The 26,521-nt window shown below is 69.7% G+C and carries 27 protein-coding genes, 1 tRNA gene and 1 pseudogene; 13 read left to right on the forward strand and 16 right to left on the reverse strand.

What is annotated here, in order from left to right; all coding sequences use genetic code 11:
- Positions 1-127: pseudogene (locus ACE3OG_RS09130) on the reverse strand (DDE-type integrase/transposase/recombinase); the annotation flags it as partial.
- A 298-nt stretch (positions 128-425) separates the two neighbouring features.
- Here ACE3OG_RS09130 and ACE3OG_RS09135 point away from each other — a divergent pair.
- The 4 genes from ACE3OG_RS09135 to ACE3OG_RS09150 all read left to right on the forward strand — a co-directional run bounded on the left by ACE3OG_RS09135 (position 426) and on the right by ACE3OG_RS09150 (position 4,158).
- A complete protein-coding gene (locus ACE3OG_RS09135) occupies positions 426-2,099 on the forward strand; it encodes a glycosyl hydrolase family 28-related protein (protein WP_374307838.1) in 1,674 nt (557 codons plus the stop codon).
- 61 nt (positions 2,100-2,160) lie between these two features.
- On the forward strand, positions 2,161-2,604 hold the full coding sequence (locus ACE3OG_RS09140; RefSeq protein ID WP_374307840.1) for a hypothetical protein: 444 nt from the start codon (positions 2,161-2,163) through the stop codon (positions 2,602-2,604).
- A complete protein-coding gene (locus ACE3OG_RS09145; protein WP_374307842.1) occupies positions 2,604-3,725 on the forward strand; it encodes a hypothetical protein in 1,122 nt (373 codons plus the stop codon). The genes ACE3OG_RS09140 and ACE3OG_RS09145 overlap by 1 nt, the downstream gene beginning before the upstream one ends.
- A 7-nt stretch (positions 3,726-3,732) precedes the next feature.
- Positions 3,733-4,158, forward strand: coding sequence for a hypothetical protein (locus tag ACE3OG_RS09150; protein ID WP_374307844.1), 426 nt, complete (start codon positions 3,733-3,735; stop codon positions 4,156-4,158).
- A 1-nt stretch (position 4,159) separates the two neighbouring features.
- On the opposite strand, the gene ACE3OG_RS09155 is transcribed toward ACE3OG_RS09150, so the two are convergent.
- Entirely contained in the window at positions 4,160-4,369 is a 210-nt protein-coding gene (locus tag ACE3OG_RS09155; RefSeq protein WP_374307846.1) for a hypothetical protein, read from the reverse strand.
- Between the two features lie 59 nt (positions 4,370-4,428).
- Entirely contained in the window at positions 4,429-4,557 is a 129-nt protein-coding gene (locus tag ACE3OG_RS09160) for a hypothetical protein (protein WP_374307848.1), read from the reverse strand.
- Positions 4,558-4,832: 275 nt separating this feature from the next.
- On the opposite strand from ACE3OG_RS09160, the gene ACE3OG_RS09165 reads away from it, so the two are divergent.
- The 5 genes from ACE3OG_RS09165 to ACE3OG_RS09185 all read left to right on the forward strand — a co-directional run bounded on the left by ACE3OG_RS09165 (position 4,833) and on the right by ACE3OG_RS09185 (position 8,753).
- Positions 4,833-5,738 carry a hypothetical protein gene (locus ACE3OG_RS09165; RefSeq protein WP_374307850.1) on the forward strand — a complete coding sequence of 302 codons (906 nt, stop codon included), beginning with the start codon at positions 4,833-4,835 and terminating at the stop codon, positions 5,736-5,738.
- A gap of 9 nt (positions 5,739-5,747) precedes the next feature.
- Positions 5,748-7,283 carry an FAD-dependent oxidoreductase gene (locus ACE3OG_RS09170; protein WP_374307852.1) on the forward strand — a complete coding sequence of 512 codons (1,536 nt, stop codon included), beginning with the start codon at positions 5,748-5,750 and terminating at the stop codon, positions 7,281-7,283.
- 7 nt (positions 7,284-7,290) lie between these two features.
- Positions 7,291-8,019, forward strand: a complete 729-nt coding sequence (locus ACE3OG_RS09175) for a lysozyme (protein WP_374307854.1) — start codon at positions 7,291-7,293, stop codon at positions 8,017-8,019.
- Entirely contained in the window at positions 8,016-8,294 is a 279-nt protein-coding gene (locus ACE3OG_RS09180) for a hypothetical protein (protein WP_374307856.1), read from the forward strand. The genes ACE3OG_RS09175 and ACE3OG_RS09180 overlap by 4 nt, the downstream gene beginning before the upstream one ends.
- Before the next feature lie 138 nt (positions 8,295-8,432).
- Positions 8,433-8,753 (forward strand): hypothetical protein, encoded by a 321-nt coding sequence (locus ACE3OG_RS09185; RefSeq protein ID WP_374307857.1) that lies wholly within the window; start codon positions 8,433-8,435, stop codon positions 8,751-8,753.
- Between the two features lie 82 nt (positions 8,754-8,835).
- Here the strand turns inward: ACE3OG_RS09185 and ACE3OG_RS09190 are convergent.
- The 11 genes from ACE3OG_RS09190 to ACE3OG_RS09240 all read right to left on the reverse strand — a co-directional run bounded on the left by ACE3OG_RS09190 (position 8,836) and on the right by ACE3OG_RS09240 (position 18,088).
- Positions 8,836-8,909: transfer RNA gene (locus ACE3OG_RS09190), tRNA-Gln, on the reverse strand.
- An 82-nt stretch (positions 8,910-8,991) separates the two neighbouring features.
- Positions 8,992-9,816, reverse strand: coding sequence for a ThiF family adenylyltransferase (locus ACE3OG_RS09195; RefSeq protein ID WP_374307859.1), 825 nt, complete (start codon positions 9,814-9,816; stop codon positions 8,992-8,994).
- The gene (locus ACE3OG_RS09200; protein WP_374308128.1) at positions 9,813-10,067 is read right to left on the reverse strand and encodes an HPr family phosphocarrier protein; all 255 of its coding nucleotides are present in this window, start codon (positions 10,065-10,067) and stop codon (positions 9,813-9,815) included. The genes ACE3OG_RS09195 and ACE3OG_RS09200 overlap by 4 nt, the downstream gene beginning before the upstream one ends.
- A gap of 92 nt (positions 10,068-10,159) precedes the next feature.
- Positions 10,160-10,561, reverse strand: a complete 402-nt coding sequence (locus ACE3OG_RS09205; RefSeq protein WP_374307861.1) for a PTS sugar transporter subunit IIA — start codon at positions 10,559-10,561, stop codon at positions 10,160-10,162.
- A gap of 315 nt (positions 10,562-10,876) precedes the next feature.
- Entirely contained in the window at positions 10,877-11,395 is a 519-nt protein-coding gene (locus ACE3OG_RS09210) for an HPr kinase/phosphorylase (RefSeq protein ID WP_374307862.1), read from the reverse strand.
- Between the two features lie 10 nt (positions 11,396-11,405).
- Positions 11,406-13,256: a stimulus-sensing domain-containing protein gene (locus ACE3OG_RS09215; protein WP_374307864.1), complete on the reverse strand. Its 1,851-nt coding sequence runs from the start codon at positions 13,254-13,256 to the stop codon at positions 11,406-11,408.
- 28 nt (positions 13,257-13,284) lie between these two features.
- Positions 13,285-13,980: a response regulator gene (locus ACE3OG_RS09220; protein WP_374307866.1), complete on the reverse strand. Its 696-nt coding sequence runs from the start codon at positions 13,978-13,980 to the stop codon at positions 13,285-13,287.
- Positions 13,981-14,371: 391 nt separating this feature from the next.
- Complete coding sequence (locus ACE3OG_RS09225) at positions 14,372-16,012, reverse strand: cisplatin damage response ATP-dependent DNA ligase (protein ID WP_374307868.1); 1,641 nt, start codon at positions 16,010-16,012, stop codon at positions 14,372-14,374.
- Positions 16,009-17,046, reverse strand: coding sequence for a ligase-associated DNA damage response exonuclease (locus ACE3OG_RS09230; protein ID WP_374307870.1), 1,038 nt, complete (start codon positions 17,044-17,046; stop codon positions 16,009-16,011). Before ACE3OG_RS09230 ends, ACE3OG_RS09225 begins: the two co-directional genes overlap by 4 nt.
- A gap of 79 nt (positions 17,047-17,125) precedes the next feature.
- Positions 17,126-17,440, reverse strand: coding sequence for a hypothetical protein (locus ACE3OG_RS09235; RefSeq protein WP_374307871.1), 315 nt, complete (start codon positions 17,438-17,440; stop codon positions 17,126-17,128).
- A gap of 213 nt (positions 17,441-17,653) precedes the next feature.
- Complete coding sequence (locus ACE3OG_RS09240) at positions 17,654-18,088, reverse strand: hypothetical protein (protein ID WP_374307873.1); 435 nt, start codon at positions 18,086-18,088, stop codon at positions 17,654-17,656.
- A gap of 248 nt (positions 18,089-18,336) precedes the next feature.
- Between ACE3OG_RS09240 and ACE3OG_RS09245 the strand changes: the two genes are divergently transcribed.
- Positions 18,337-20,889, forward strand: coding sequence for a ligase-associated DNA damage response DEXH box helicase (locus ACE3OG_RS09245; RefSeq protein ID WP_374307875.1), 2,553 nt, complete (start codon positions 18,337-18,339; stop codon positions 20,887-20,889).
- Positions 20,890-20,907: 18 nt separating this feature from the next.
- Entirely contained in the window at positions 20,908-21,615 is a 708-nt protein-coding gene (pdeM, locus tag ACE3OG_RS09250; RefSeq protein ID WP_374307877.1) for a ligase-associated DNA damage response endonuclease PdeM, read from the forward strand.
- Positions 21,616-21,622: 7 nt separating this feature from the next.
- Here pdeM and ACE3OG_RS09255 read toward each other — a convergent pair whose 3' ends face one another.
- Positions 21,623-23,218, reverse strand: coding sequence for a hypothetical protein (locus tag ACE3OG_RS09255; protein WP_374307879.1), 1,596 nt, complete (start codon positions 23,216-23,218; stop codon positions 21,623-21,625).
- Positions 23,219-23,456: 238 nt separating this feature from the next.
- On the opposite strand from ACE3OG_RS09255, the gene ACE3OG_RS09260 reads away from it, so the two are divergent.
- Entirely contained in the window at positions 23,457-23,960 is a 504-nt protein-coding gene (locus ACE3OG_RS09260) for a MerR family transcriptional regulator (RefSeq protein ID WP_374307881.1), read from the forward strand.
- A 5-nt stretch (positions 23,961-23,965) separates the two neighbouring features.
- Positions 23,966-24,391, forward strand: coding sequence for a BON domain-containing protein (locus ACE3OG_RS09265; RefSeq protein WP_374307883.1), 426 nt, complete (start codon positions 23,966-23,968; stop codon positions 24,389-24,391).
- Here ACE3OG_RS09265 and pnp read toward each other — a convergent pair.
- Positions 24,322-26,463, reverse strand: a complete 2,142-nt coding sequence (gene pnp, locus ACE3OG_RS09270; RefSeq protein WP_374307885.1) for a polyribonucleotide nucleotidyltransferase — start codon at positions 26,461-26,463, stop codon at positions 24,322-24,324. The genes ACE3OG_RS09265 and pnp overlap by 70 nt on opposite strands.
- Positions 26,464-26,521 lie beyond the last annotated feature (58 nt).

A 26,521-nucleotide genomic window follows, 5' to 3' on the forward strand; every position in this document is an offset into this window, starting at 1 on the left:
GCGCCTGAAGGGCGACATTGGTCGTCTGGCGCGCTTGCATCGACCATCCGACGATGCGGCGCGAGAAGAGATCGAGCACGACCGCCAGGTAGGCGAAGCCTTCGTGCGTGCGGATGTAGGTGATGTCGGGCGTCTCAAGGAGGGCGGCGAGAATGCCAATGCGCTCGTCAAGGACCTATGCCAGAAACTCAAGTCAGACATCGCTCCCGAGACCCGCCGTGCGCTGCTACTGGCCGTCATCAGCGTAGCCGGCCGCCTCAAGGAGGGTGGCGAGGAAGTCAGTGCGCTCGTCGGGAACCTCCGCGACGAACTCACCAAGGGAGGCGATGAGCCCGAGACGCGCCGCACCCTGCTGTCAGCCGTCGCCAGCGTGGCCGGGCGCCTCAAGGAGGGCGGCGGCGGCGAGCACCTATCTGCGCGGCGACATGACCTGGTCGACGCCCGCGGGCGGGGGCGGGGCGACGGATTTCTCCGGGCTCACCGGCGCCGCGTCGCTGGCGCAGATACCCGCAGGCGGCGACACGACGAAATTCTTGCGCGGCGACAAATCGTGGGGCGTCCCGGCCGGCTCCTACCAGACGCCGTTCAACGTCAAGTTCCCGACCTACGTCGGCGCTGTCGCTGCGGCCGGCGACGGCGTGACCGACGACACCGCGGCGATCACCGCGACCGTGCGCGCGGCCTATGCGGCCGGCGGCGGTGTCGTGTTCTTCCCAGCCGGCGTCTACCTCATCAACACGACGACGGGGAACCCGCTCGGCAACATCCTCACGCAGAACCCGAACACGCAGGCGGGATCGGTGCGCATCGTCTTCGCCGGCGAGGGCATGGGCAATTCGATCCTGCGTTTCGCCAGCGGCGCGAACCCCGGATCGCCCGTGTTCATGCTGAGCAGCCCGACGGCGTTCAATTCGCTGATCGGCTGCGCCTTCTACGACCTCGGCTTTCAGGGCGTAGCGCCGGACGTCGACGGCGGCTGGGCCTATTCGTCGATCCGATCGAACACCTATTTCATGAAGCTGTCGGGCTTCGACAGCCCGAGCGTCCAGCCTCAGGCGTTCAAGTTCTTCCGCGTCGGCGTCTATGGTTTCGGGACGAACTTCTGGTTCGACGGCAACGCCGTCTGCTCCGAAATATACCATATGCAATGCGAGTATAAATTCGCGCAGAGGCACTACAACATCAGTAACGCGCAGTCGCTCAATCACGTGCATGTCGGCTGTTCTTGCGAGCTGATCATGGGACCGCTGGTCCAGATCAATCCGAACGGCAGCGGCTACAACCCCGGCCTCGGCGGCGGCGCGGTCCATTTCGTCGGCGGCTCCATCATCATGGGGAATTCGACGGGGCCGGGCGTCGATTTCTGGGCGCTCGACATGCCGTCGGCGCTGATCTCCGACGCCTGCTCGTTCAGCGACAACCGCTTCGAGCTGCGCGGGGCCAACGCCAAGCTCCTGCGCATCGCTGACCAGGGCATTCTCGCGGTCAGCTTCCGCAACATCACCATCCTCGAGACGGCGACGACGGCGAAAAGCGCTTGGTGCACGATCGGCCGCGGCGCGCGCGCCTCTTTCTCGAACATGCAGCTCAAGGCGGACTACCAATGCTCCTTCGTGGTCAACGCGGGCAGCGTGCAGGGCTGGGGCGGCTCGATCCTGTTCGACGAGTGCACGGTTCCTCAGGATTTCGCGACATGGTGCTCGTTCGCCGGCTTCGCTGGCGGCGTGATCTCCGGCACGCGCATGCGCGGCGTGAACAACAGCGGCGGCCTCGACACCTGGGCGAATGACTTTCAGGTCAGCGCGGCCGGCTCTTCGGGCGGCTTCACCTCCGCGCAGGCGGCGGGCGCGGGTGGGACGTCCGAGGCGCAGCCGCGCAAGAAATACGCCTACATCAAGAATTTCGCCCAGTACTGGCCGTCGAGTTCAGGCGACGAGAAGCGGCTTATCCTGCCGCCGGGCGCCGTCGTCACCGCGATCATCGGCAAGTTTCCGGCGTCCGGCTTCTCGGGCCTGACCGGCGCCTACCAGCCAATATGCGCGGCACGCGACAGCGACCACGAACGCCACCTCAGCGACCGTCGCCGTCTTCAGTTATGACTATGCTGCTGCCCCAGCGCAGGGTGGCGGGGCCACCATCGTGCAAGGCGGCAAGATCAAGATGGCGATCCGCGAGACGGGGACGCCATCTCAGATGATCAATATCGGCGCGCCTACGAACGCTATCAAGCTGGACCTTGATGTTTCCGTCGATGTTGTGACAAGCCTCGGCCTCGTGATTATGGGCCGCGCAGCTAAAAACTGCCTCGCCCGGGTGCGGATCGAATCAGACACTCCCGGCGCGATCAACTCCATCGGCGACCTGTTTGAGGCGGCCTCCGGTAATCGGTTTGAGGTTGAGAGCCATACGCTTACGAACCTGGATACCAGCATTGGCTCGTTGCGCGTTATCGAGGAAGATAGGGCCAACGCCTACAACAACATGCTCCTGTTCTGCGACCTCGCCACCGGGCGGAAACTTGAGACGTTCCGAAACGGGCTGGCGTTGCTGGAGCTTTCGAAGGAGGTACAGCTGACGGCCACTCCTGAAAGAGGTGCGCGTTGATGGGCTTCTTGTTCAATCCCCAGCCTGTGCCGATCTTCACCGCCGCAGGGGACTTCGCCCGCGGAGCGAAAGCGTTCTTCTATTCGGGCGCGACCACAGTGCCAATCGTCACATACCAGGACGCGGCGCTGGAAGTCGCGCACCCGTGGCCGGTCGTCGCCGACCTCTGCGGCGTCCTCCCGCCGATCTGGCTGCCCTACGGGCCCTATCGCCGCAAGATCACCACGGCGGGCGGCGCGCTCATCTCCGACGTCGGCGACATTCCGAACCCGGCCCCGCCGGACAGCGGCGGCGACGTCGTCGTCACTTCGGCGAGCCAGCTCCTCCAGACGGGACAGGCCATATGGATGCTGCGCAAGGGCACGCTGCCCGGCTTCGTGCGGATGAACGGCAACACCATCGGCAATCCGAACTCCGGCGCGACCGAGCTCGCCTCCGACGACGCGCAAGCCCTGTTCGCCTTCCTCTGGACGCAATGCGACGACGACGTCGCTCCGGTCACCGGCGGGCGCGGCGCGTCGGCCGGCGCGGACTGGGGCGCCTCGAAGAAGATCGTCGTCCCGACCATGCAGGCGCGCGTCGCCGCCGGCCTCGACGACATGGGCGGCTCGACGTCCGAGCACCTCGCGCAGGCCATCACCACCTGCACGGCGGACATCAGCTCGACCAAAGTGACGGTCGCGTCCGCCGACGGCCTCGCGGTCGGCATGTACGCCACGATCAAGGACAAGGCGCAGGGCAAGATCGCCGCGATTTCGGGGACGGAGGTCACGCTCGCCGCCGCGCCGACCGTCGCGGGCGCGAACCTGTCGTTCCGAGGCTCGTGGTTTCCCGACGCCCGCCGCGTCGGCGCGAGCGCCGGCGTCATGTCGCTCGCCCTCAAGACGGAATGGCTCCCCGCGCACAAGCACGCGATCGAGGACAAGCAGCACTCGCACGCGATCCACGGCCCGGCGAGTTCGGTCCCGCAGGGATCGGGCGACACGACGGCCGCCGCCTATGGCTCCGACAACACCGGGCTCTCCTACACCGGCATCACCGAGACGAAGGACGCCGGCGGCGGCCAGCCCACGCCGATGATCCAGCCGACGCGGCTGGGCACGTTTTACCTGAAGCTGTGAGGGCGCGATGTACGTCACGAATTTCGCGCAGCGCTCCAACGTCGAGACCTGGTTCGAGCAGGTCCTGCTGCGCACCGAGGACGACGCCTCGCCGCTCGATACGGCCGACGTCGGCGTCGCCATGCAGGTGTGGTTCAAGTCGCCGCGCGGCTACGGCGATCAGGGGTGTTTCTACGGCGGCTACGGCGCCTTCGCCTATGGCGTCCCGACGCCCTCGATCCCCGTGCTCCAGATCGACCTCGACGACGGAACCGGCCGCCTGCGGCTCGATAGCGGCGTCCTCTCGATCAACATCCCGCTCGCGCCCCTGCGCCTCATGCCCGGCTACTACGAGGCCGGCATGACGATCTGGGCGCGCCACGAACCCGAAATCATCCAGCAGCTCGCGATCGGGCTGCTGCCTATTTATGCAGGTGGAGCCTATGGCCGGTAATTCATTCAGCGTCGCGCCGCAACTGCCGGCCCAGATCATCGGCGACAGCCCGGTGAAGGTCGAAAAGCGCGGCCTCACCTATGAGATCGGCCTCGACGGGACGCAGATTCCGCATATCGGCGCCGACAGCCCCGTCGTCGTCGAGCACGCCGCCGACACGATGGACTGGACGGTGAAGCTCGACCCGACCAAGGCGCTCGTCCGCCTCCATGGCGGCGTCGACATCGGCGTCAGCACGGACCCCGGCGATCCGAATTCATGGACCCTCGACTACACCGGCTCGGGCGGCCCCGCGGTCACCGTGGAGGTCGTCGCCGTCTCGCCCTCGTCCGTCAACATCGGCAATCCGAAGCTGACCGGCGGCGCGCTGGTGATCGACGGGGTGACCATCGGCGACAAGGACGCCGTCCTGCTGCCGAACCAGAACAATCCCGTCGAGAACGGGCCGCGCATCTATGACATGACGTCGAACACCCTCGGGCGGCCGGACTCCTACGCGACCGGCGCGACGATCCGCCAGCCGTTCTACGTCGCCGCCGGCGACGACGGCGTGCTCTACGGCGGGACGACCTGGGCGCTGGCGTCGCCGTCCGTGGCCGTCGTCGACGCCGGCCCGACGACATGGGTTCAACGCCGACACCGGCGCTGGCCTGCAGGGCGCGGGCGCGGCGCTCATGGGGCCGTGGCAGCCCTATTACGGGCCGCGCGTCGCGACGCCGCGCAACCTGACCTCGTTCGACCTGCCGACCGACCGGCCCCGCTCCTCGGCGACCATCTATTTCCCGCGGACGATCTCGCGCGCCGTCAGCCGGGTCGGCTACGTCAGCGACTACATCAGCCCGTCGGGCGTGTGGTCGAACCAGGGCGCGCTGCTGGCGATGCTGAACGAGTACAACACCATCGTCATCGACCGGACGCTCTATTTCACCAGCGAGATCACCTTGCCGGCCGGCAAGCGCATCGAGTTCACGAGCTCGGGGCGCTATGGCCCGACGAAAATCCTCCAGTTCAATCCCGCCGCCTCGATCTTCACCCTCTCCTCCGACGTCGATATCCGCGGCCTGATGGTCGTCGAATACGTCTTCCGGTCGAACGCGGCGACGAAGGCGCTCAAGGGGGCCGCGAGCCGCGTGCGCATCGAGGCGTTGGAGGCGAAGGGCGTCGACTACGCGATCAACCTCTCCGGCGCGCTCGCCGACGTCTGGATCGGCTCGGTCGGCGTCGACAATATCGGGACCGACGTCCCGCTCTACATCGGCGCGTCCCCCGGCACGACGGGACAGGAGAGCGTGCGCTGCCAGCGCGTGCGCAACCAGCCGAACGTGACCACGGTCACGAACGCGAACAAGACCTACACGCCGCACCTCGACGGCCGCGTGCTCGTCTATTCCGGCGCCATGACCGCGAACCGCTCCGTCACCATCGCGAGCAACACCTGCATCGGCAGCGGCGAATTCCGCGTCTCGCATCAGGCGAGCGGCGGCTTCACCGTCGACGTCGCCGGGCTCAAGACCCTCTCGAACGGCCAGACCGCCCACGTCGGCTTCACCGGCGACGGCATCGCCACCCTTCTCGGCTGAGGAACAATCATGGGCGCGGCAACCTTCGACGTCTTCATTTATGGTTCGCATCCCGGCGCCATCGTGGCCGCCTGCGCGGCGGCGCAGCGCGGCGCGAAGGTCGGCATCGGCCACCACGCCTCCCATATCGGCGCGCCGTTCAGCGCGGGACTCGGGGTCACCGACCTCGGGCGCTACGGCTCGAAGATGCTCGGGAGCTGGATCCCGAACAGCTTCTTCACGCGCGTCACCGCGGCGTCCGGCGGCTCGCGGAACCTCACCCGGCAGGTCCCGTGGCTCTCCGAAGTCGTGTTCGGCGAGATGCTGCGCTTCTACGGCGTGACGCCCTTCTTCGGGCCGACCTATCGCGCCGTGAGCGTCGCGAAGACGGGCCAGACCACGAATTCCGTCACCTTCGCCAGCGGCGACGTGATCAGTTTCACGGTCGGGATCGACGGGACCGACGAGCAGGACCTGCTCGCGCTGGCCGGCTGCACGCTGGCGACGGGGCGCGAGAGCGCCGCGCAATATGGCGAGAACCTCGCCGGCTTCTACCCCGTGTGGGACACCTTCACGCCCGCCGACTGCTATGACGGCCTCGGCAACCTGATCAACGGCTACTCCGCCTATCCGGACGGGGCCAGCCCCGGCGACGCCGACGACACCATGCAGGTCGGCGGCTGGCGCCTTGCGCTGACGAGGCGGCCGGACAATGTGAAGCTCGTCGCCCAGCCGTCGAACTACGACCCCAGCCTGTTCGAATACCTGCGCCGCGGCGCGCCGCTCGGCGACCCGAACTGGCGTCCGTATGGCGTCTCCTGGACCAATTTCGGCAAGGGGGACATGAACGACGACACGGGCTTCGACTACATCAAGGGCTGGGGCGCGGGCGACGTCGCGGCGCGCTCCGCCATCTTCATGAAGATGTACGCCGAAAAGGCCGGGTGGCTGTGGTTCCTGCAGAACGACGCCTCGGTGAACCCGACGACGCAGGCCTATTGCCGTGCGCTCTCGCTCTGCCGCGACGAGCATCTCGACGGCACGGCGTCGTCGAGCATCTATGGCGTGACGCAGACCGGCTGGCCCTACCACATCTACCTGCGCGATAGCCGCCGCCTCGTCGGCCAGTACGTGATGAAGCAGGACGACCTGCAGGTGAACACGACGAAGGCGGACACGCTCAGCGTCGGCGCGTACAGCATTGACAACCACACCCACCGGCTGCTCGCGGTCACCAAGGCGGGCGTCGCCGGCTACATCCGCGACGGGCTCGGGGCCAACCCCGACACATCCGTCCGGCAGGTCGTCCCCGGCTATCAAATTCCCGCGCGCGCGGCGCGGCCGCTCAATTCCGAGAGCGTGAACCTGCTCACGATCACGCCGTCGGCGTCGGCCGTGGCGATGTCCTCGCTGCGCATCGACTTCTGGCGCATGGCGTTCGGCGCGGCGGTCGGCCGTTGGGCGGCCAAGGCCGTGATGGAGGCGACGGCGCTCGACAGCATCTCGATCCCCGCCTTGCAGACCGAGCTGACCGGGCTCGGCCATGTCATTTCCTACACCCCGTGAGGACTCCATGAAGCTCGGACCCGAGGGCGCCGCCCTCATCAAATCCTTCGAGGGCTGCAAGCTGGCGGCCTACCGCGACAGTGCTGGCGTGCCGACGATCGGTTGGGGCCACTCGTCCGCCGCCGGCGCGCCCGTCGTCAAGGCCGGCATGACGATCACGCAGGCGGAAGCCGACGCCATCTTCATGCGCGACGCGCAGCGCTTCGTCGACCGCGTGAACGCGCTCGTCAAGGTCCCGCTCAAGCAGAACGAGTTCGACGCGCTCGTCTCGTTCGATTTCAACACGGGGGCTCTCGACCGCTCGACGCTGCTCAAGCGCCTCAACGCGGGCCGCAAAGACCTCGTGCCGACCGAATTGATGGCGTGGACCAAGGCCGGAGGCAAGACATTGCGGGGGCTCGTCCGCAGGCGTCAGGCGGAGGTCGATCTGTTCACCGCCGAGACGAAGGACATTGGCGTCGCGACGCCGACCGTCGCCGTCGAGGTCGCCGCGCCCAAGGCGAGCATGGCGACGAGCAAGACGGGCAACGCCGCCATCGTCTCCGCGGCGGCGGCGACCATCCCGCTGGCTGACACGGTATCGCAGATCGCGACGGCGGCGACGAGCGCCCATGACTCTGTCGCAGGCGCGATCAAGGCGTTCGGCCTGCCGCTGCTCGCCTGCGTCGTCATCATTGGCGCCGGCGTCCTGATCTGGTTCCTGCGCCGTCAGCAGCTCAGGGAGGACGCGTCTTGATCGCGCTCCCCTCCTGGCTGACCCTGCGCGCGGCGCTGATCGGCGTCGGCGTGCTCGCCATCGCCTCGGCCGGCGGCTTCGCCGGCTTCAAGATCGGCCACGCGGCCGGTTATCGGGCGGGCTGGAGCGAGGGCCGCGCCGCGCTCGCCTCCGACACCCTCAAGCATCTGGACGACACCAATGCAGCCGCCGCCGAAATGGACGCTCGCGCTCGCGCTTGCCTCGACGATCCCGCTTGCCGGATGCGTGACGACGGGTGGCGCATCGACAAATGACATCTCCGCCCGCGTCTGCAAGGACTGGCGCGGCCAGCGCTGGGCCTCGACCGACCATCCGATCACGATCGAGGACGCCAAGGGGAACAATGCGCGCCGCGTCGCCTGGTGCGGCGCGCCGGCGGGGACGCGCTGACAATGGCCGAATCCCTGATGGGCTCCTGGTCGCACCTGATCTCCGGCGGCATCGGCACAGCCCTCGGGACGCTCGGCACCGTCGCCGTCGCGCTCATCCAGCGCAAGCCGATGCTCGACGGCATCATCGAGGCGCGCGTGCGCGACGTGCTCGAAGGCTACGACCGACAGGTCAAGAGCCTGTTCGCGGAGATTTCCGAGCTGCGCGGGGAGAACAGGGCGCTCAAGGCGGGCAATGCGGAGCTGGAGCGGCATGTCGGCGACCTCGAGCGCAAGGTGCGCAAGCTCGAGGCGCGGAGCGGCGACGGCCTCGCCGAGACGTGAGGCAGGCCATCGTTTTGGAAACCGTTCGGCAAACCGACGATTAATGGACGGCGGCCGATGACAGAAATGCCAATAGAAACAGTGGCTGGGGGACCTGGATTCGAACCAAGATTAACGGAGTCAGAGTCCGCTGTTCTACCGTTGAACTATCCCCCAACGGGCGAGGCCCGAAGGCGCTTCGGGCCGAAGCGAAGCCGTCATCTAGTGGCTCGCCCGCGCGCTGTCAACGCCCGTCCCGTCAGCGTCCGCCCGCGTCAGCCGCCGCGCGGGCGGCCTCTCCATTCAGCGGATTGGCGGGATCCCACGCGTAGCGCAGCGTCTCGACGCGCATGTCGAGCGCGTCGACGAGCATCAGTCGGCCGACGAGCCCCTCGCCGAAGCCGACGATCTCGCGGATCGTCTCGAGCGCCATCATCGAGCCCAGCACGCCGGCGAGCGCGCCGAGCACGCCGATCTCGGCGCAGGGCGGGGCGAAGCCTTCGGGCGGCGGCGCGGGAAACAGGCAGCGATAGGTCGGATTGGGCCGTCCGTCATTCCCCGATTCGTACGGGCGCAGCACCGTGAGCGAGCCGTCGAAGGCGCCGAGCGCCGCCGTGACGAGCGGCCGACGCTCGAAGAAGCAGGCGTCGGAGACGATGTAGCGCGTGGCGAAATTGTCCGAGCCGTCGGCGACGACGTCATAGCCGGCGACGAGGGCGCGGGCCTCGTCCGCGCCGAGGCGAAGCACGTGCGGCGTCGCGCGCACATGCGGGTTGAGGCGGGCGACCGCCTCGGCCGCGACCTGCGCCTTGGGCCGGCCGACGTCGGCCGTCGCGTAGAGCACCTGCCGCTGCAGGTTTGACAGCGACACCTCGTCGTCGTCGACGATCCCGATTTCGCCGACGCCGGCCGCCGCAAGATACTGGATGAGCGGAGCGCCGAGGCCGCCCGCGCCCACCGCCAGCACACGCGCCTCGCGCAGCTTGCGCTGCCCGGGGCCGCCGACGCCGCGCAGCACGATATGGCGGGCGTAGCGCTCGACCTCCTCGGGCGAGAAGGGCGGCGGCTCCGGCGCGGCGCTCACTCGTCCTCGCCGAACCTGTCCGCGACCAGCGCGTCGATGGCGTCGAGCGCTTCCTGCGCCTGGCGGCCGGTGACCGAGACGGTGATCTTCATGCCGAGCGCGGCGCCGAGCGTCAGTATGCCCATGATCGAGGTGCCGCCGACCATTTCGCCGCAACGTCCGACCAGCACGTCGGCGTCGAAGCGCTCGACGCAGCGAACGAACTTCGCCGTCGCGCGGGCGTGCAGGCCCTTGCGGTTGACGATGGTCATCTCGCGCACGAGGGCGCCGTCCGGCGGCGCGAAAGGCTCGTGCTCGCCGCAGCCGCAGGGATCCTCCTCTTCGAACGGGATTTCCGCCACGCTCATTTTCCGCTCAGCACCCGGCTTGCGACATAGACATACTTGCGTCCTGCGTCCTGCGCCTGGATCACCGCCTGCTCAAGGCTCGAGGCGTCGCGCACGGAGGCGAGCTTGATCAGCATCGGCAGGTTGACGCCGGCCACGACCTCGATCTGCGAGCCGTTCATGACCGAGATCGCGAGATTGGACGGCGTGCCGCCGAACATGTCGGTGAGAATGACGACGCCGCCGCCTGAATCGACCTCTTCGACCGCGTCTATGATGTCCTGGCGGCGGCGTTCTATGTCGTCGTCCGGGCCTATCGAGATCGTGGCGACCTGTTTTTGCGGGCCGACGACATGCTCGAGCGCCGCGCGGAATGCGGTGGCGAGGTGACCGTGGGTGACGAGCACCATGCCGATCACGGCGACGCCTCGCTGGCGGAATGTGACGGTCGGAAAGCGGCGCCTGCGGGCGAAACGATGCTCAAGGGGTAAAGTCCACGCGCTGCTCGCTCGCTCGGCCGGCCGTGCGGCCTGACGTCGAACCTACAGGTTTCAGATAGGGCCGATCAGAGCCAAGACTCTGATCTGCAAGCTCGTTCTCCGTCGTTGCGCGGCGTGGGAAGCTCCGCGAAACGCTTTAGTCGGCGTAGGCGGCTCATTTTGTGCGTCGCGGCCGCCTTGGCAAGTGAAATGAGGCGACTTGCGCGCTAATATGTAATTTTGTCGTCGCCGCTGTCAAAAATGTTGCATCCTTGTCGGAGGATGCGCCGGCCGCAGCCGCAGCAGAATCGCCGCCGCGAGCTCCCCCGGCGCGCCGGCGGGCAGACGCAGGAGCGGCAGCTCGATTCCCTCGAGGGCGGCGCGCGGCAGGCCGCTGAAGTCCCATCCGTCGTGATCGAGGCGATGGTCGTCCGGCCCGTCCGGCAGGCGCGACGCCTCGGCCGGCGGAACGAGGTCGATCAGGAGACGGACGACGGCGGCGGGCAGGGCCTCGACGGTCAGCACGCCGATTCCGCGCCGTTCGATCCGGCCGGCGATCGTCGGGTGCCCGCGCGCGATCAGCCGCCCATGCGCGGGCGAGAGCGCGATCCTGTCGTCGCCGACGAGGGCGGCGAAGGCGCCGGCGCGGCGCGCGGCCTCGATCAGGGCGAGCGCGAGCGCGCTCTTGCCGGCGCCCGAGGCGCCGCGGATGAGGACGCCCGATTCGCCGATCACGACGGCGCTCGCGTGGGAGAACGCCGCCGCGCGGGGCAAGTCCAGAGCCTCAGGCGCGCGAGCGCGGCAGCCAGATGACGAGGCGCGCGCCGAGCACGGGCGGCTCGTCGTCGTCCTCGGTCGGCTGCCCGAGGCGGTTCGAGGCGGTGATGCGCCCGCCGTGCGCTTCGATAATCTGGCGCGAGATGGACAGGCCAAGCCCGGAGTTCTGGCCGAAGCCCTGGCACGGGCGGTCGGTGTAGAAGCGCTCGAAGATTCGCTCGAAGGCGTCGGCGGGAATGCCCGGCCCGTCGTCGTCGACGGTGATCTCGAAGCCGTCGCGCGGGGGGCGGTCGCAGACGTCGTCCTCGCGCTCCTCCGCCGGGCGCAGATGCACGCGCACCCAGCCGCCGGAGCAGGAGAACGAGCGGGCGTTGTCGATCAGGTTGGTGAACACCTGGCCGAGGCGGGAATCGTGGCCGAGCACATGGAAGGCGCTGCGTCCGCGGTCGTGGTGACGCCCGCGCGCGACGGTGAAGCTGACGTGCGCGCCGTCGTCGCCCTTGATCTGGTTGGCGATGTCGACCACCGCCTTGAGGATCTGCTCGAGGTCGACGACGTCCATGTCGGCCCGCGCGAGCTCGGCGTCGAGGCGCGAGGCGTCGGAAATGTCGCTGATGAGCCGGTCGAGGCGTCTGACGTCGTGCTGGATGACCTCGAGCAGGCGCTCGCGCGATTCCGGTTTCTTGATGTTGGGCAGCGTCTCCACCGCGCTGCGTAGCGAGGTGAGAGGGTTCTTGAGCTCATGCGCGACGTCCGCGGCGAAGCTCTCGATCGCCGCGATCCGGTTGTAGAGCGCGCTGGTCATGTCGCGCAGCGCGCCGGACAGATGGCCGATCTCGTCGGAGCGGTCGGTGAAGTCGGGAATCTCGCGCCGAAGCTTGGTGCCGCGCCGCACCCGCTCGGCCGCCTCGGCGAGATGGCGGATCGGTTCGGCGATGGTGCCGGCGATGAACGACGACAGAAGGAACATGATGATCGCGGAGACGAGGAAGATCCGCACGATCGCCCAGCGCTCGGAGGCGATGATCTTGTCGATGTCGCCGCCCTGCGTCGAAAGCAGCACGGCGCCGCGCACCGTATGGAAGCGCTGGATCGGCGCCGCCACCGAAACGATCGTCTCGCCCTTCGCGTTGACGCGCGCGACCGACTGGGCCTGTCCGGAAAGCGCGCGCGCGACCTCCGGATAGATGTTGCCGTTGTCGACGCCGTCCTCCTCATAGGCGGGCAGGCCGGAACGCCAGAGCAGGCCCTTGGTCCTGATCCAGAGCCGTTCGAGCGCCGAGGGCTCCTCGCTCGCGGCGGGCGGAGGCAGGTCGAAGCGCAGGATGTTGGCGCGGCTCGCGAGCGAGCGCGAGTCGAGCAGGAGGTAGCCGTCGCGGTCGTAGATGCGCGCGCGCGTGCGCGTCGGCGAGGCGAGCCGGCGCAGCACGGGGCCGACGCGCTCGGGATTGATCGAGAACTCGAAGGAGGGCGCGGCGTCTTCGGAAAGCCCGTAGCTCTCGCCCGGCGCGAGCTGAAGCAGCTTCTCGGGATCGATGGTGATCGCGTCGGTGTCGGCGGTGGCGGAGGCTGCGATCGCCGCGGCGATGATCTCGGCTTGCGTCTGCAGGCTCTGCAACCGCGCGTCGATCAGGCCCTCGCGGAACTGGTTGAGATAGAGGAAGCCGAGGAGCAGGGCGACGAGGCCGCCGAGGTTCAGCACCACGATGCGGCGGGTCAGCGAGGACGAGAACCTCGAGGCGGCGGCGCGCAGCAGCGAGCGCGCGCGCGTCGAGACGCTGCGCCGCATGCGCTTGGCGCGTCGCGCGGCGATCTCCTCGCGGTCCGGCCCGGCGTCTTCCCGCAGCTCCAGCGTCATCCGCTAAGCCCCCTCGATCCGCCGGGCGTCACTCCTTGAATCGGTAGCCGACGCCGTAGAGGGTCTCAATCATCTCGAACTCGTCGTCCACCGCCTTGAACTTCTTGCGCAGCCGCTTGATGTGGCTGTCGATCGTCCGGTCGTCGACGTAGACTTGGTCGTCGTAGGCCGCGTCCATCAGGGCGTTGCGGCTCTTGACGACTCCAGGACGCGTCGCGAGCGCCTGAAGGATGAGGAATTCGGTGACGGTCAGGGTGACGGGATCGTCCTTCCACGTGCAGGCGTGGCGCTCGGGGTCCATCTTGAGGAGGCCGCGCTCCAGAATCTTGGCGTCCGCCTCCTTCTGCGCGGTGGCGTCCTTGGGGTTGGCGCGACGCAGGATGGCCTTGACGCGCTCGACCAGGAGACGCTGCGAGAAGGGTTTGCGGATGAAGTCGTCGGCGCCCATCTTGAGGCCGAACAGCTCGTCGATCTCCTCGTCCTTGGAGGTGAGGAAGATCACCGGCAGGTCGGATTTCTGGCGCAGCCGGCGCAAAAGCTCCATGCCGTCCATGCGCGGCATCTTGATGTCGAAGATGGCGAGGTCGGGCGGGTCGGAGCGCAATCCGTCGAGGGCGGTCGATCCGTCGGTGTAGGTCTGCACCCTGTAGCCTTCGCCTTCGAGGGCGATCGAGACGGACGTCAGGATGTTGCGGTCGTCGTCGACCAGCGCGATCATGGGCATGGGCGTTCCTGGTTTCGCAGGCGCGCGGGCGGCGCGGCGCTCTGTGCTCGCGCCGGCGCGGCGGGGACGGCTGGCGCGATTGGATCGGGGCGGGGAAGTCTCATCGTGGCGTCCTTAGCGCCCTTTTCTGGATCGGCCCGCGCGGGCCTGCGCAGCGCATGGCCGGCGCGGCGGCGATCGATGCGGCGCGCAAGCGAATTTGCGTCGCCGTCGAGACGGAGGGCGGCGGCGAACCGCCTCGGCGCCGCGCGATCCGGCGCCTCGCCGCCGAGCGCAGCGTTCAACGCCAAGGTGCGCCGCGAGCTTCAATCGTGTATAACAGGAAACTTAGGCGGCTAAAATAAGGCAGGGCGCCGGGCCGCCGCAATCGCCCGCTCGCGACGCGCTCCATTCACCTGACCAACGCCTCGAGGCTCTCGATCGCGTCGGCCTCGCGCGCCGGCTTGTCCCAGCGGATGCGGGAGATGCGCGGAAAGCGCATGGCGAGCCCGGACCGGTGCCGGCTCGAACGATTCAGCCCCTCGAAGGCGATCTCCAGCACGAGGCCCTGCGCTTCCCCATGGACGACCTCCCGCACCGGGCCGAAGCGGTTCGACGTGTTGTCGCGGACGTAGCGGTCGAGCTTGCGCAGCTCGGCGTCGGTGAAGCCGAAATAGGCCTTGCCGACCGGCGCGAGGCGCCGCCCGCCGTCCTCCTGCGCCCACACCCCGAAGGTGAAGTCGGAATAGAAAGAAGAGCGCTTGCCGTGGCCGCGCTGGGCGTACATCAGCACGGCGTCGATCAGGAATGGGTCACGCTTCCACTTGAACCAGAGGCCCTTCGGCCGGCCGGGGACATAGATCGAGTCCCGGCGCTTCAGCATCAGCCCCTCGATCGCCTCGGCGTCGACGCCGGCGCCGAACGCGGCGGGGTCGGCGCGCGCTTGCGCGAGCTCGTCGACGTCCGTGAAAGGCACGAGCGGCGAAAGGTCGAGGCGCGGCGAGGCGGCTTTGGCGACGAAGGCTTCGAGCCGGGCGCGCCGCTCGATGAAGGGCAGGGGGCGCAGATCCTCGCCTTCTAAGCTGAGGAGGTCATAGGCGCGGATATGGGCGGGAAATTCGGCGAGCAGCTTCGCCGAGATGGTCTTGCGGTTGAGCCTCTGCTGCAGCGCCCCGAACGGCTCGACGCGTCCCTCGCGCAGGATCAGAAGCTCGCCGTCGAGCGAGAAATCGGAGAATGGCAGGCTCGCGACGACCTCGGCGAGGTCGGGAAAAGAGTGCGAGACCTCCTCGCCGGCGCGCGAGAAGAGGCGCGCGATCCGCCGTCCCGAGGCGTCGGCGCCGCAGGCGGCCTGGACCCTGATTCCGTCCCATTTCCATTCGGCGCAGAACTCCGCCGGGACAAGCGCGGCGAGTTCGCGCTCCTCGATGGCGTGCGCCAGCATCGCCGGCCGGAACGGCGCCGGATCGCGCGAATCGGGCTTGCCCTCGCGGCCTTCGAGCCAGGCGAAAAGGTCGAGATAGGGCGGCTCGAGCCCGTGCCAGACGTCCTCGACCTCGTTCGGCGCCTTGCCGCCGAGCGCGGCGACGGCCGTCTTGGCGAGGCGCGCCGAGACGCCGACGCGCAGCGATCCGGTGATCAGCTTCAGGAGCGCCCAGCGTCCGGTCTCGTCGAGCGCGTCGAGCCAGGCGCCGAGCTTTCGCGCGAGGTCGAGCTTGCCACCGAGCCTGAGCTCGCGCACGACCTCGGAAAGCGGGGGCGGCGCGCCGGAGGACGCACCCTGCGCCGGCCAGAGCAGGGCGGCGGTCTCCGACAGATCGCCGACGTAATCGTAGGAGAGCGCGAACAGGACCGGATCGACGCGCTCGGCGATCAGGCCGCGCACGAGGCCGGGCTTGGCGTGCGGGAAAGTCAGCGCGCCGGTGAGGGCGGCGAGCGCGTAGCCGCGCTCGGGGTCCGGCGCGCGGCGGAAATAATCGTCCATCAGCCGCAGCTTGCCGAGACGCGACGGTTCGAAGGACAGGCGGTCGAGCAGTTCGGCGAAAGCCTTCAAGACGAAGCCTCCGCCTCCGCCTCCGCCGTCTCCGCTTCCTCATCTCCGTATCCGAGCAGATGCAGGGGCTCGGCCTCGAGCCCGGCGCCGCGCGCCCAATGGACGAGCGCCTCGGCCTCGCCATGGGTGACGAGGGTTTTCGCGCAGCCGGTCTCGAGGATGGTGCGGGTCAGATCGCTCCAGTCGGCGTGGTCGGAGATTACGAGCGGCAGCTCGACGCCGCGCTGGCGGGCGCGCGCCCGCACCCGCATCCAGCCGGAGGCGAAGACGGCGACGGGATCGGGAAATTTGCGCGACCATAGATCCTGCAGCGCGCCGGGCGGACAGAGCACGATCTCGCCGCCCATGTCTCCCCGGCTCCGGCCTGCGACGGGCTCGAGCGCGCCGAGTTCGACGCCCTGCGCCGCGTAGAAGGCGCACAGCTTCTCCATCGCGCCATGCAGATAGATCGGCCGCTCGTAGCCGGCGCGCCGCAGGAGGGCGATCAGACGCTGCGCCTTGCCCAGCGCATAGGCTCCGACGAGATGCGCGCGCTCGGGAAACAGGCGCAGGGAATCGAGGAGGCGGGCGATTTCGTCGCCGGCGGGCGGATGGCGGAACACCGGCAGGCCGAAAGTCGCTTCGGTGATGAACAGGTCGCAGGCGACGGGCTCGAAAGGGGCGCAGGTCGGGTCCTCCTCGCGCTTGTAGTCGCCCGAGGCGACGACGACGGCGCGGGAGTCGCTCATCCTGATCTGCGCGGAGCCCAGCACATGGCCGGCCGGATGCAGGCTGACGTCGATCGCCCCGACCCGCAGCGTTTCGCCGTAGGGGAGAGCCTGCGTCGAGCCGGCGAACTCGGGACCGAGCCGCAGCGCCATGATCGCGAGGGTCTCGCGCGTCGCGAGCACGGCGCCATGTCCGGCGCGGGCGTGGTCGGAATGCCCATGCGTGACGATCGCGCGCGGAACGGGACGGACGGGATCGACAAAGAAATCGCCCGCCGGACAATAAAGGCCGGCGGGCGTAAGGGAGAGGAAGTGAGCCGACGCCATGGACCCGAGATGGGGGAGAGGGCCGGACGCCGGCAAGCGCGGGACGGCGCGGCGCGCCGTCAGAAATTCTGGACGGCCGTCAGTCGTTGCAGACCAGGCCGCGGCTGACGTAGATGCGTCCGTCGGGACCGACGAGGCGCGTCACGCGCACGCAATCCTCGTCCTCGCCCGCCGCGGCGCGGCTGAGCTGAAGAGCGGGACCGGACGCGAGCGGCGCGTAATTCTGGGTGTAGGCGCTGCGATGCTCGACCATCGCCGAGGCCTGCGCGACCTTGGCTTTGGGAGTCATCGTCATCGGGGCCGCGATCACTGCGAAGCCGAGGCACGACGTCGCTACAGCGGCCATGGTGACCTTCAGCGCCTGCGTTCCGATCGTGGTGCGTGACTTCGACATGCGCTTATCTCCCCCCTCGGGCCGTCTGACGTTGAAGATGCTCCAACCCGACGCTCCGCGTTGTGCGGCAGCACACCTGTAACGCGGCCAGACGAACAAAGTTTCCGTGGGGCGCGCAAAAATTTAACAAAAAAGCAAGGGGTCCGAATCACTCGCGAAAAAGGCGTGGCCGATCAGCCACGCCCTTGTGTGTTCGTACGAAAAGTCAAGGGCTTAGTAGCAGATCCGCACCGCGCGGTAGCCGAGGAAGCGGCCCCATTGGTCATAGACCGGCTGGTTCCTGAGAGCGCAGCCGCCCCAGCCCGGCGCCGCGCCGGCCGCGAGCGTCCCTAGCGCGAGGCCGCCGACGAGCCCGGCCGCCGCGGGGCCGGCCCAGCCGCCGCCGTAGCCCCAGCCGGGACCCCAGCCGCCGCCCCAATAGGCGCCGCGCCATCCCGGACCCCAGCCCGGACGCGGTCCCCAACCCGGACGCGGACCCCAGCCCCCGCCGTGCCAGCCGCCACCGCGCCAGCCGCCGCCGTGCCAGCCGCCTCCATGCCAGCCGCCATGCCACCCCTGCGCCGACGCGCTCGTGCTTGTCGCGATGGGCGTCGCCAGCGTCAGGGCTGCGAGCGCGACCGCCGCGCCTTTTTTCAAGCTGCCGAACATCCGACGTCTCCCTTCAAGATCCTGAATGCGTCGCGCGTTTCGCGCATCCTCATGGTCAGCATATAGGCGCGGCGGCCTGAACCCGCCATGAACGGCGACGTGAACGGCGACGCTTGGCGCTCGTTCGCCAGACCGCGCCGCGCGCGGCGGACGCTCGAAACGTCTTTGCGCCGTTCCCATATTGCGCATGTCGGAGAAGTCCGGCGTCTGGAGCCGGGTTCCATGCCGGATTTGCTCTTGGAGCGCGCGTGACCGCGCCCGCCCTGCCGCCGCGCTTTCTCGCCTGGTTTTCGGCGCGCGGCTGGACGCCGCGGGCGCACCAGCTCGAGCTTCTTCGACGCGCCGCGCGCGAGGACGCGCTCCTCATCGCGCCGACCGGGGCCGGCAAGACGCTCGCCGGCTTTCTGCCGAGCCTCGTCGAGCTCGCGGAGCGCCGCGCGCCGCGCGCGCGCGGCGAGGCGCTCCACACGCTCTACGTGTCGCCGCTCAAGGCGCTCGCCGTCGACGTCCATCGCAACCTCGAGGCGCCGATCGCCGACATGCGCCTCGACATCCGCGTCGAGACGCGCACCGGCGACACCTCGACGGCCAGGCGCCAGCGCCAGCGCCGCGACCCGCCGGACATCCTCATCACGACGCCGGAGCAGCTCGCCCTGCTGCTCGCGGGCAAGGATGCGCGGACCCTGTTCAGCGGGCTGCGCCGCGTCCTGTTCGACGAATTGCACGCCATCGCCGGAACCAAGCGCGGCGACCTTCTCGCCCTCGGCCTCGCGCGGCTGCGCCGTCTCGCGCCGGAGCTGCGGGCGACCGGCCTTTCGGCGACCGTCCGCGACCCGGACGAACTGCGCCGCTGGCTCGCCGATCAGAACGGGCCGGCGCCGCTCGCCTCGCTCGTCGTCGCTCCGCCGGGGGCCGCGCCCGACCTGACGATCCTCGACTCGCGCGAGCGGCTGCCCTGGGCGGGCCACAGCGCGCGCCACGCCTTCGCCGAGATCTACGAGGCCGTGAAGGCGGCGCGCCTGACGCTGATCTTCGTCAACACGCGCGCGCAGGCCGAATATGTCTTTCAGGAGCTGTGGCGGCGCAACGACGACGGCCTGCCGATCGGCCTGCATCATGGTTCGCTCGACGTCGCCCAGCGCCGCAAGGTCGAGGCGGCGATGGCCGACGGACGGCTGAAGGCGGTCGTGTGCACCTCGACGCTCGACCTCGGCGTCGACTGGGGCGACGTCGACCTCGTCGTCAACGTCGGCGCGCCGAAAGGCGCGAGCCGCCTCATGCAGCGGATCGGCCGCGCCAACCATCGGCTCGACGAGCCCTCGCGCGCGATCCTCGTGCCGGCCAACCGCTTCGAGGCGCTCGAATGCCGCGCCGCGCTCGAGGCCGCGCGCGAAGGGGCGCAGGACACGGCGCCCGCGCGCTCCGGCGCGCTCGACGTTTTGTGCCAGCATATCCTCGGCATGGCCTGCGCCGAGCCGTTCCCGGCCGACGCGCTTCATGAAGAGGTCCGCGGCGCCGCGCCTTACGCCGACCTGACGCGCGAAAACTTCGACGCCGCGCTCGCCTTCGTCGCGACCGGCGGCTACGCGCTGAAGAGCTACGAGCGCTTCGCAAAAATCCGCAGGACGGCCGACGGAATGTGGCGCGTCGCGAACGGGCGCGTCGGGCAGACCTACCGGCTCAACGTCGGCGCGATCGTCGAGGCCGACATGCTGAAGGTCCGCCTCGCGCCCGGCGGCGGCAAGCCCTCCTCGGGCTACCAGGGCCCGTTGCGGCGCGGCGGACGCGTGCTCGGCGAGGTCGAGGAATCCTTCATCGAGATGCTCTCGCCGCGCGACACCTTCCTCTTCTCGGGCGAGGTGCTGCGTCTGGAAGCCGTCGTCGAAGATGAAGCGATCGTCTCGCGCGCCGACTCCGACCGGCCTTTCGCGCCCTCCTACGCCGGCGGCAAGTTCCCGCTCTCCACCCATCTCGCGATGCGCGTGCGCCGCCTCATCGCCGGGCGGGAGGGATGGGGGGAGCTGCCCGGGCAGATCGCCGAATGGCTCGACCTGCAGCGCGCGCGCTCCAGCCTGCCGCCGCCGGACGGGCTGCTCGTCGAGAGCTTTCCGCGGGGAGGGCGCCATTATCTCGCGCTTTACCTGTTCGAAGGCCGGCTCGCGCACACGACGCTCGGCATGCTGCTGACGCGGCGCATGGAGCGCGCGGGGCTGAAGCCGCAGGGCTTCGTCGCCAATGATTACGCGCTCTGCGTCTGGTCGCTGGGCGATCCTGCGAGCGCCTTCGCGCGCGGCGCGCCGCGCCTCGACGACCTCCTCAACGACGACATGCTCGGCGACGACCTCGAGGAATGGCTGGAAGAATCGGCGCTGATGAAGCGCACCTTCCGCAATTGCGCGATCGTCTCCGGCCTCATCGAGCGCAACCACCTGGGTCGGCGCAAGACGGGGCGGCAGGTGCGCATCTCGACCGACCTCATCTACAACGTCCTGCGCCGTTTCGAGCCGGACCACATCCTGCTCAAGGCGGCGCGCGCCGACGCCGCCTCGGGCCTGCTCGACCTCGAGCGTCTCGCCGATCTCCTGCGGCGCGCGCGCGGCCGGATCGTCCACCGCGCGCTCGACCGCGTCTCGCCGCTCGCCGTGCCGATCATGCTCGAAATCGGCCGCGAGACGGTCTATGGGGAGGCGCAGGACGAGACGCTGGCCGAGGCGGCCGCGGCGCTGGTGGCCGAGGTCATGGCCGATGCGCCGGCCGCGCCGGCGATGGCCGCGCGCGCGCTCCGTCGTCCGGCGCGATGAACGGGAGGCTGTCGAGGGATGCGGTCAGCCGCGACGACCGGCTCGGGGCGGGCGAGACTGACGGTCCGCGGCGAGGAGTTCGTCGCCGACGCGTCGGGCGCGCTCTACTGGCCGCGCGAAAAGCTCCTCGCCGTCGCCGATCTGCACTTCGAGAAGGGCTCGAGCTTCGCCGCGCGCGGCGTTTTCCTGCCGCCCTACGACACGCGGGCGACGCTTGCGGCCCTGGCGCGGCTCGTCGCCGCCTATCGTCCGCGCCGCGTCGTGGCGCTCGGCGATTCCTTTCACGATCCGCATGGCGCGGCCCGCCTCGCCGCCGACGACCGCGCGAGCCTCGCCGCGCTGCAACGCGGCCGCGACTGGCTCTGGATCGCCGGCAACCATGATCCCGCGCCGCCGGCGGGCCTTGGCGGCGACGCGGCGCAGGAGCTACTGATCGGCGCCGTCACGTTCCGCCACGAGCCGCGCCCTGGAGCGGGCGAGGGCGAGATCGCCGGCCATCTCCATCCCGCCGCGCGCGTCGTCGGCCGCGGCGGATCGGTGCGCGGACGCAGTTTCCTCAGCGACGGCGGGCGTTGCGTGCTGCCGGCGTTCGGCGCCTTCGCCGGCGGCCTCAACGTCCGCGACGCCGCCTTCTGCGCCCTGTTCGGCGCTGCGCCGGCGATCGCCCATGTCATCGGCCGCGCCGGCGTCTATGCTGTGCCGCGCCTTCTGTGCGCGCCGGACTGAGCGCGCCTCACCGGCCGACCTCGTTGACGCCGAGCGGACCCTGCTCGAGGGCGCGCAGCGCGGAGTCGCGCGCGGTGAGGGAAGGCGCGTCGAACAGCGTCGTGATGGGTTTGCGCGCCGGCGGCGCAGGAGCGGGCGGCGCGGCGGCTAGAGGGTCCGGCGCTAGAGAGCGCGCATCGGCGGGCGGAGCCGCTTCGGGCGCGGGAGCCTGCTCGTGCTCGTCGAGGCCGAGGTAATTCAGGACGAGCGCCGCGGACGGAAGGGCGACGCCGGTCCGGCCCGCCGCGCCGAGGGCGAGGAGCGCCGCCGCAAGCGACAGGACGGCGGCTCCTGCGAGCCACGCCGTCGCGCCGAAGCGCCGCCGCGCGCGCTCGCCCGGTCTGGCCGTCGCCTTGCGCGCGCGCTCCTGCGCCGCGCGCCGCGCCGTCGCGACGACGTCCGGATAGACGACGCAGGGCCGCTCATCGGGCCTGGCGACTGACGGTTTCGCGGGCCGGAATGGAAAACCGGAGCCCGGCTCGAGCAGGATGTCGTCGGCGGCCGCGGCGTCGCCGTCGTGCGGCGCTCGCGGCTTCGCCTCGAACGGCGGCGCGAAACGCGCCGATTCGTTCGACAGCGCGAGCTCTGACGCGGCGAGGCCGGCGCGCGCCCGCGCCTCCTCCGGGACGGCCTCGATGCGGGCGAGGCGCTCCGACAATTCGCCGAGCGAGCCTTGTACGGCGGTCAGCGCCGCCTCGAGCCGCGTTTTGGCTTCCGCGCGCGGGGGCTCGCCAGCGCCTTCGACCCGGCGGCTCTCGACAGGCGCGGCGCGCGTCCTCTCGATCTGATCGAGAAGACGCCGCGCGGCGGCCTCGAACGCCGCCATGAATGCGGTGTCCCGGTCCGCATCCTCGAGGCGGCGCGTGCGCGCAGCTAAGCCCCGCTCGTCGGCGTCGCGCCGCTCGGCCGCGTCGCGGTCGCGGCGCGCCTCGCCCGATTCGATGAGCTGGGCGAGGCTCGCGACGTCGCCACGCAGCGCGCTCATTTCGCGCGCGGCGGCGGCGAGGCCGCTCTCGAACCGGTCGGACGGGCGCGCTGGCGAGGAAGGACGGGGACCAGCGGCGGCGATCGTGCTGGCGGGCCGCGTCTTTCTGGCGGCGAGCGCGGCCTCGAGCGCTGCGACAGCCTTCGCGCACGCCTCGCGCCGCCCGGCGTCGAGCGCGCCGTCGATCTCGCGCAGGGCCGCGCGCAGCGCCTTCGCCTCGACGAGCGCCGCCGAACGCGCCGCGCGTTTCAGCGCGCGCACCCGCTCCTCGAGCGGATCGACAGGTTGCGAAGCCGCGGGAGACGGCGTCGCGGCGAGAGCGGCTTCGGACGGCCCGGAGCCGAGCCGAACAGGCTGCGGCGTGACGGCCGCGCCCGGACGGGCGGCCTCGGCGAGGACCGCCGCCATCGCCGCGAGGCTCGGCGAGACGTCGACCCCGGCGCGCGCCTGCGCCTTCTCGACGAGCTCGCGCATCGCCAGCCTCAGGCGCTCGTCCGGCGGCGCGCCGCTTTCGACATGCGCGGGCGTCTGCGGCGGCGCCGCGCGCGCAAATCCTGCAGGGATCTCATGAAGCGACATGGGCGGCTCCGCCGTTTGCTTATCCAAGGCCAAAAAGCGCGAGAGCTCAAGCGCGGGAGCCGCCGGCGCGACAGCCTGCCGCCGGGTCCGGCCATGGTTCAGGCCGACAGCATTCGGGCCTCGCCGTGAAGAAAAACTTAAATCGCCGACCTTGCCTTCAGCTTGAGGCCAGCTTGCCGCGCGACGTTCGACGTGCGGCGGCGCGTCGGCCGGCGCGTTGATCCTGGCGGAGGCTTGCATGGACTTAACGTTGACGCGCGAGGACCGCGACGCCGCGGGCTGTTCGCCTGACGCGGCGGGCGAAGCGGAGGAAGCGCGCGGGGAGTCGTTCGACAGAGCGGCCGGCGCGCGGCGCGCGGCGCGCGGCTCCGTCGTCCTGATCGCCGACATGGCGCGCGAATTCGGGGTGAGCGAGCGCGCCCTGCGCCTTTACGAGGACAAGGGCCTGCTGCGGCCGGCGCGCCGGGGCAGGACGCGTCTTTACGGAGCGCGCGAGCGCCGCGATCTCGCGATGATTTTGAAAGGCAAGCGCCTCGGCTTCACGCTGGCGGAGATCGCCGACATGCTGTCGTCGTCCGGCGCCGCCGCGCCCGGGGCGGACCTCGCCCTGCCGCCGGAGCGGATCGTCGCCCAGATCGGCTTTCTGGAGCGTCAGCGCCGGGACCTCGACGCGGCGATCCTTGCGCTGCGGCAGACGCATCTCCGGCTGCTCGAATCCGCGCGTTGCGCGGCGACCGCCTGACGTTCGTGCGAAATTCGCAACGCGAAGGCTTCGGGTCCGACCGGCTGGGCGGGGACCCTTACGTCAACGCCGAGGATATCGAAGTGACGGTCGCCAGCGGCGAGATCGCCCTGACGGGCGCGGCCGACGACCGCGAGCAGCGCCGTCGCGCCGAGATCGTCGCCGAGCGCGTCGCGGGGGTTTCGCACGTGCAGAACAACCTGCGCGTGAAGGATCGTCGGGTCGGGCGCCATGACCAGCGACGCAGCAAGGCGCGGCCGCGCAGTCCGGCTCATCCACCGGGCGACAGGCTCAACAGGATCGCGCATGAAAAAGGCGCTTCGGAAAGCGCCTTTCGCCTTTCTCGACCGACGACGGCGCCTTACTCGGCGGGCGCCTGCTCGGCCTTCTCCTTCGCCTCGAGGTCCTCGCCCGTCGCCTGGTCGACGTAGCGCATGGACAGGCGCACCTTGCCGCGGTCGTCGAAGCCGAGCAGCTTGACTTTCACCTTGTCGCCTTCCTTGACGACGTCGCCGGTCTTGGCGACGCGGCCCTTGGCGAGCTGCGAGATGTGGACGAGGCCGTCCTTGGAGCCGAAGAAGTTCACGAAGGCGCCGAACTCGACGACCTTGACGACCGTGCCCTCGTAGATCTGGCCGACTTCCGGATCGTTGGCGATCGACTTGATCCAGTTGATCGCGGCCTTGATCGAATCGCCGTCCGAAGAGGCGACCTTCACCGTGCCGTCGTCCTCGATGTTGATCTTGGCCCCGGTCTTCTCGACGATCTCGCGGATGACCTTGCCGCCCGTGCCGATGACCTCGCGGATCTTGTCGGTCGGGATCTTAAGCGTCTCGATGCGCGGCGCGAACTCGCCGAGCTCGGCGCGCGCGCCGGTCAGCGCCTTGGCCATCTCGCCGAGGATGTGCAAGCGGCCGTCCTTCGCCTGGCTGAGGGCGACGCGCATGATCTCCTCGGTGATGCCGGCGACCTTGATGTCCATCTGCAGCGAGGTCACGCCTTCCGACGTCCCGGCGACCTTGAAGTCCATGTCGCCGAGATGGTCCTCGTCGCCGAGAATGTCGGAGAGGACGGCGAAGCGCTCGCCCTCGAGGATGAGGCCCATGGCGATGCCGGCGGTCGGGCGCTTCAGCGGCACGCCCGCGTCCATCAGCGCGAGCGAGGAGCCGCAGACGGTGGCCATCGAGGACGAGCCGTTCGACTCGGTGATCTCCGACACGATGCGGATCGTGTAGGGGAACTCGGCCGCCGTCGGCAGCATCGGGCGGATGGCGCGCCAGGCGAGCTTGCCGTGGCCGATTTCGCGGCGGCCGGGCGAGCCCATGCGGCCGGTCTCGCCGACGGAGTAGGGAGGGAAGTTGTAGTGGAGCAGGAAGCGCTCCTTGTACGTCCCTTCGAGGCTGTCGATGAACTGCTCGTCCTCGCCGGTGCCGAGCGTCGCGACGACGAGGGCCTGCGTCTCGCCGCGCGTGAACAGCGCCGAGCCGTGGGTGCGCGGCAGGACGCCGACCTCGGCGAGGATCGGACGCACCGTCTTCACGTCGCGCCCGTCGATGCGGATCCCGTCGTCGAGGATGTTCCAGCGCACGACCTTGGCCTGCAGGTCGTGGAAGGCTTCGCCGACCTGCTCCTTGGTGAAGCGCGGCTCGCCGCCCTCGGGCAGCAGGGCCGCGGCGACCTTCGCCTTGACGGCGTCGACGGCCTTGTAGCGCTCCTGCTTGGCGGTGATCTTGTAGGCGTCGCGCAGCTCGGCTTCGGCGACGTCGCGCACGGCGGCCTCGACCGCGGTCTTGTCGGCGAGGGCGAGGTCGCGCGGCTCCTTGGCCGCCTTCTCGGCGAGGCGGATGATCGCGTCGATCACCGGCTGGAAGCCGCGGTGGCCGGTCATCACCGCCTCGAGCATCAGGCTCTCGGACAGCTCCTTGGCCTCGGATTCGACCATCAGCACGGCCTCTCCGGTGCCGGCGACGACGAGGTCGAGCGCCGACTCCTTGAGCTCGTCGATGGTCGGATTGACCTTCAGCGCGCCGCCGACGTAGCCGACGCGGGCCGCTCCGACCGGACCCATGAAGGGCACGCCCGACAGGGTGAGCGCCGCCGAGGTCGCGACCATCGCGAGGATGTCGGGATCGTTCTCGAGGTCATGCGAGAGCACGGTGACGACGACCTGCGTGTCGTTGCGGTAGCCGTCGGGGAAGAGGGGGCGGATCGGCCGATCGATCAGGCGGGAGACCAGCGTCTCCTTCTCGGAGGGGCGGCCTTCGCGCTTGAAATAGCCGCCGGGAATGCGGCCGGCGGCGAACGCCTTCTCCTGATAATTGACGGTCAGCGGGAAGAAGTCGACGCCGGGCTTGGGCGCGCGCGCCGACACGACGGTCGCGAGAACGGTCGTCTCGCCATAGGTGGCGAGCACGGCGCCGTCCGCCTGGCGGGCGATGCGGCCGGTCTCGAGGGTCAGCGTGCGGCCGGCCCAGTCTAGGGTTTCGCGATGGATTTCGAACATGCTTGGTCTTTCTGCGTCTTTCATGAGGTGAAAGGCGAAGCAGCGGCCAGAGCAAGAC

The sequence above is a fragment of the Methylocella sp. genome (assembly GCF_041905455.1).
Taxonomy (GTDB): Bacteria; Pseudomonadota; Alphaproteobacteria; order Rhizobiales; family Beijerinckiaceae; genus Methylocapsa.

Coding starts and splice junctions, on each gene's coding strand:
- ACE3OG_RS09135 (WP_374307838.1), top strand. CDS start 426: ATGACCTGGTCGACGCCCGCGGGCGGGGGCGGGGCGACGGATTTCTCC.
- ACE3OG_RS09140 (WP_374307840.1), top strand. CDS start 2,161: ATGGCGATCCGCGAGACGGGGACGCCATCTCAGATGATCAATATCGGC.
- ACE3OG_RS09145 (WP_374307842.1), top strand. CDS start 2,604: ATGGGCTTCTTGTTCAATCCCCAGCCTGTGCCGATCTTCACCGCCGCA.
- ACE3OG_RS09150 (WP_374307844.1), top strand. CDS start 3,733: ATGTACGTCACGAATTTCGCGCAGCGCTCCAACGTCGAGACCTGGTTC.
- ACE3OG_RS09155 (WP_374307846.1), bottom strand. CDS start 4,369: ATGGAGGCGGACGAGCGCCTTGGTCGGGTCGAGCTTCACCGTCCAGTC.
- ACE3OG_RS09165 (WP_374307850.1), top strand. CDS start 4,833: ATGGGGCCGTGGCAGCCCTATTACGGGCCGCGCGTCGCGACGCCGCGC.
- ACE3OG_RS09170 (WP_374307852.1), top strand. CDS start 5,748: ATGGGCGCGGCAACCTTCGACGTCTTCATTTATGGTTCGCATCCCGGC.
- ACE3OG_RS09175 (WP_374307854.1), top strand. CDS start 7,291: ATGAAGCTCGGACCCGAGGGCGCCGCCCTCATCAAATCCTTCGAGGGC.
- ACE3OG_RS09185 (WP_374307857.1), top strand. CDS start 8,433: ATGGCCGAATCCCTGATGGGCTCCTGGTCGCACCTGATCTCCGGCGGC.
- ACE3OG_RS09200 (WP_374308128.1), bottom strand. CDS start 10,067: ATGACCATCGTCAACCGCAAGGGCCTGCACGCCCGCGCGACGGCGAAG.
- ACE3OG_RS09215 (WP_374307864.1), bottom strand. CDS start 13,256: ATGACGCTGGAGCTGCGGGAAGACGCCGGGCCGGACCGCGAGGAGATC.
- ACE3OG_RS09220 (WP_374307866.1), bottom strand. CDS start 13,980: ATGCCCATGATCGCGCTGGTCGACGACGACCGCAACATCCTGACGTCC.
- ACE3OG_RS09230 (WP_374307870.1), bottom strand. CDS start 17,046: ATGGCGTCGGCTCACTTCCTCTCCCTTACGCCCGCCGGCCTTTATTGT.
- ACE3OG_RS09235 (WP_374307871.1), bottom strand. CDS start 17,440: ATGTCGAAGTCACGCACCACGATCGGAACGCAGGCGCTGAAGGTCACC.
- ACE3OG_RS09240 (WP_374307873.1), bottom strand. CDS start 18,088: ATGTTCGGCAGCTTGAAAAAAGGCGCGGCGGTCGCGCTCGCAGCCCTG.
- pdeM (WP_374307877.1), top strand. CDS start 20,908: ATGCGGTCAGCCGCGACGACCGGCTCGGGGCGGGCGAGACTGACGGTC.
- ACE3OG_RS09255 (WP_374307879.1), bottom strand. CDS start 23,218: ATGTCGCTTCATGAGATCCCTGCAGGATTTGCGCGCGCGGCGCCGCCG.
- ACE3OG_RS09260 (WP_374307881.1), top strand. CDS start 23,457: ATGGACTTAACGTTGACGCGCGAGGACCGCGACGCCGCGGGCTGTTCG.
- pnp (WP_374307885.1), bottom strand. CDS start 26,463: ATGTTCGAAATCCATCGCGAAACCCTAGACTGGGCCGGCCGCACGCTG.